We start from the raw sequence: 4,405 nt of genomic DNA on the forward strand, positions 1-4,405 counted from the left end.
CTACTTTCGTACCTGCTCGACTTGTGGGTCTCGCAGTTAAGCGCGCTTTTGCCTTTATACTCTATGAACGATTTCCGACCGTTCTGAGCGCACCTTCGTACTCCTCCGTTACTCTTTAGGAGGAGACCGCCCCAGTCAAACTACCCACCATACATTGTCCTCGGTATTGTTATACCTGAGTTAGAACCCCGACATGACCAGGGTGGTATTTCAAGATTGGCTCCACAAACACTAGCGTGTCTGCTTCAAAGCCTCCCACCTATCCTGCACAAGTCAGGTCAAAGTTCAATGTAAAGCTGTAGTAAAGGTTCACGGGGTCTTTCCGTCTAGCCGCGGGTACACAGCATCTTCACTGCGATTTCGATTTCACTGAGTCTCTGCTGGAGACAGCGCTGCCATCATTATGCCATTCGTGCAGGTCGGAACTTACCCGACAAGGAATTTCGCTACCTTAGGACCGTTATAGTTACGGCCGCCGTTTACTGGGGCTTCGATCAAGAGCTTCGCTTACGCTAACCCCATCAATTAACCTTCCAGCACCGGGCAGGCATCACACCCTATACGTCCACTTTCGTGTTTGCAGAGTGCTGTGTTTTTAATAAACAGTTGCAGCAGCCTGGTATCTGCGACTGCCAACAGCTCAAGGAGCAAGTCCTATCACCATCGGCAGCGTACCTTCTCCCGAAGTTACGGTACCATTTTGCCTAGTTCCTTCAGCAGAGTTCTCTCAAGCGCCTTGGTATTCTCTACCTGATCACCTGTGTCGGTTTAGGGTACGATTCGTTTATAACTATTGCTTAGAAGCTTTTCCTGGAAGCATGGTATTTGCCACTTCGCTGTACAAGTACAGCTTGCTATCAGATCTCAGTATAATGACAGTCCGGATTTGCCTAAACTGTCTACCTACATCCTTTCACCTGGACAACCAACGCCAGGCTGACATAACCTACTCCGTCCCTCCATCGCATTATAAACAAGTATCGGAATATTAACCGATTTCCCATCGACTACGCCTTTCGGCCTCGCCTTAGGGGTCGACTCACCCAGCCCCGATTAACGTTGGACTGGAACCCTTGATCTTCCGGCGTGCGAGCTTTTCACTCGCATTATCGTTACTCACGTCAGCATTCGCTCTTGTGATACCTCCAGCATGCTTTACAACACACCTTCACAGGCTTACACAACGCTCCCCTACCACTTGAAAACAAATTCAAATCCGCAGCTTCGGCTCCTAGTTTGAGCCCCGTTACATCTTCCGCGCGGGCCGACTCGACTAGTGAGCTATTACGCTTTCTTTAAAGGATGGCTGCTTCTAAGCCAACCTCCTAGCTGTCTATGCCTTCCCACCTCGTTTCCCACTTAACTAGGAATTTGGGGCCTTAGCTGGCGGTCTGGGTTGTTTCCCTCTCCACAATGGACGTTAGCACCCACTGTGTGTCTCCCGGATATCACTCATCGGTATTCGGAGTTTGCATCGGTTTGGTAAGTCGGTATGACCCCCTAGCCGAAACAGTGCTCTACCCCCAATGGTGTTCGTCCGAGGCGCTACCTAAATAGCTTTCGGGGAGAACCAGCTATCACCGAGTTTGATTAGCCTTTCACCCCTATCCACAAGTCATCCCCTGGCTTTTCAACGACAGTGGGTTCGGTCCTCCGGTGCCTGTTACGGCACTTTCAACCTGCTCATGGATAGATCACTCGGTTTCGGGTCTATGCCCTGCAACTAATTCGCCCTATTAAGACTCGGTTTCCCTACGGCTCCCCTAAACGGTTAACCTTGCTACAGAACATAAGTCGCTGACCCATTATACAAAAGGTACGCGGTCACCCTAATAAATTAAGGCTCCCACTGCTTGTACGCACACGGTTTCAGGTTCTATTTCACTCCCCTCACAGGGGTTCTTTTCGCCTTTCCCTCACGGTACTGGTTCACTATCGGTCAGTCAGGAGTATTTAGCCTTGGAGGATGGTCCCCCCATCTTCAAACAGGATTTCTCGTGCCCCGCTCTACTTAATATGTTAACTCTAATGTTTCGAATACAGGACTATCACCTACTACGGTCAGCTTTCCCACGCTGTTCTTCTACATTAGAATTAATCGGCTTCTCCCCGTTCGCTCGCCGCTACTAGGGGAATCTCAATTGATGTCTATTCCTAAGGGTACTGAGATGTTTCACTTCCCCTCGTTCGCTTCTTGTACAAGTACAAGATACCTACCTTATGGTAAGTGGGTTTCCCCATTCAGAAATCTCCGGATCACAGGATATTGCCGCCTCCCCGAAGCTTATCGCAGGCTGTCACGTCTTTCATCGCCTCTGACTGCCAAGGCATCCACCATGTGCGCTTCATTACTTGACCATACAACCCCAAGTAGTCTNNTTCTAAGTGTTATAAAGTCTAATTATGATAACGATATCACCTATGTTTATACGCTTGATTCAGTTCTCTTTACTTTTTTAATAACTCACTACTGGGATAACAACTGATGTCGTTAAGTAGTGAGTTATTAAGGTTAGGAACAACGCGTGAACACGTGTTCCTAACCCAGACTCATATCTATGTTTTTAAATAGTTCTTACGCTCTCGTCGAGTCATAAGTTCTGTATAAAACAGAAAGAAGTAATCTTAGACAAATCACTTGTTTCTGTTGAATACCTATTGTATTTATTGGCATCTAAAGCTTACATGGCGTTTATAGTGGTGGAGCCAAACGGAGTCGAACCGTTGACCTCCTGCGTGCAAGGCAGGCGCTCTACCAACTGAGCTATGGCCCCATGTAAAATGGTGGGTCTAAGTGGACTTGAACCACTGACCCCCGCGTTATCAACACGGTGCTCTAACCAGCTGAGCTACAGACCCAATTACGCTTGTTATAAACGTAAGCTTAAACTAAAGAACAACTTGTTGTGAATTCTTGCTGACCGAATGCCATCTATAAGGAGGTGATCCAGCCGCAGGTTCCCCTACGGCTACCTTGTTACGACTTCACCCCAGTCATCAACCACACCGTGGTGAACGCCTTCCCGAAGGTTAGGCTATCCACTTCTGGTGCAATCAACTCCCATGGTGTGACGGGCGGTGTGTACAAGGCCCGGGAACGTATTCACCGCGGCATTCTGATCCGCGATTACTAGCGATTCCTACTTCATGGAGTCGAGTTGCAGACTCCAATCTGGACTACGATAGGCTTTTTGAGATTCGCATCACATCGCTGTGTAGCTGCCCTCTGTACCTACCATTGTAGCACGTGTGTAGCCCTGGTCGTAAGGGCCATGATGACTTGACGTCGTCCCCGCCTTCCTCCAGTTTGTCACTGGCAGTATCCTTAGAGTTCCCGGCTTAACCCGCTGGTAACTAAGGACAAGGGTTGCGCTCGTTGCGGGACTTAACCCAACATCTCACGACACGAGCTGACGACAGCCATGCAGCACCTGTATTCTAATTCCCGAAGGCACTCCCGCATCTCTGCAGGATTCTAGATATGTCAAGACCAGGTAAGGTTCTTCGCGTTGCATCGAATTAAACCACATGCTCCACCGCTTGTGCGGGCCCCCGTCAATTCATTTGAGTTTTAACCTTGCGGCCGTACTCCCCAGGCGGTCTACTTATTGCGTTAGCTGCGTCACTAAGTCCTCAAGGGACCCAACGACTAGTAGACATCGTTTACGGCGTGGACTACCAGGGTATCTAATCCTGTTTGCTACCCACGCTTTCGAACCTCAGTGTCAATATGATGCCAGAAGGCTGCCTTCGCCATCGGTATTCCTCCAGATCTCTACGCATTTCACCGCTACACCTGGAATTCTACCTTCCTCTCACCTATTCTAGCCTAACAGTATCAGATGCAGTTCCCAGGTTAAGCCCGGGGATTTCACATCTGACTTATCAAGCCACCTACGCTCGCTTTACGCCCAGTAATTCCGATTAACGCTTGCACCCCCCGTATTACCGCGGCTGCTGGCACGGAGTTAGCCGGTGCTTCCTTCAGTGGTACCGTCAGTGCAATATGGTATTGGCATACTGCAGGTTCTTCCCACTTGACAGAGCTTTACGACCCGANNATATTCCCCACTGCTGCCTCCCGTAGGAGTCCGGGCCGTGTCTCAGTCCCGGTGTGGCTGATCATCCTCTCAGACCAGCTACAGATCGTCGCCATGGTAGGCCTTTACCCCACCATCTAGCTAATCCGACTTAGGCTCATCTAATAGCGAGAGCAACAAGTTGCCCCCTTTCTCCCGTAGGTCGTATGCGGTATTAATTCGAGTTTCCCCGAGCTATCCCCCACTACTAGGTAGATTCCTAAGTATTACTCACCCGTCCGCCGCTCGACGCCTGATAGCAAGCTATCATCGTTTCCGCTCGACTTGCATGTGTTAAGCCTGCCGCCAGCGTTCAATCTGAGCCA

The 4,405-nt window shown here is 49.6% G+C and carries 2 tRNA genes and 2 rRNA genes (1 of these 4 only partly in view); all 4 read right to left on the reverse strand.

What is annotated here, in order from left to right:
- A 23S ribosomal RNA gene (locus B3Q63_RS06730) occupies window positions 1–2,358 on the reverse strand (it extends 499 nt beyond the left edge of the window).
- A 340-nt stretch (window positions 2,359–2,698) separates the two neighbouring features.
- Window positions 2,699–2,774 (reverse strand) — tRNA-Ala (locus B3Q63_RS06735).
- 8 nt (window positions 2,775–2,782) lie between these two features.
- Window positions 2,783–2,859 (reverse strand) — tRNA-Ile (locus B3Q63_RS06740).
- Window positions 2,860–2,935: 76 nt separating this feature from the next.
- A 16S ribosomal RNA gene (locus tag B3Q63_RS06745) occupies window positions 2,936–4,405 on the reverse strand.
- The 16S and 23S rRNA genes sit together here with 2 tRNA genes alongside, the layout of an rRNA operon.

Origin of the sequence: Psychrobacter sp. UBA2769, assembly GCF_002352555.1 — a bacterium.
GTDB classification, from domain to species: Bacteria; Pseudomonadota; Gammaproteobacteria; order Pseudomonadales; family Moraxellaceae; genus Psychrobacter; species Psychrobacter maritimus.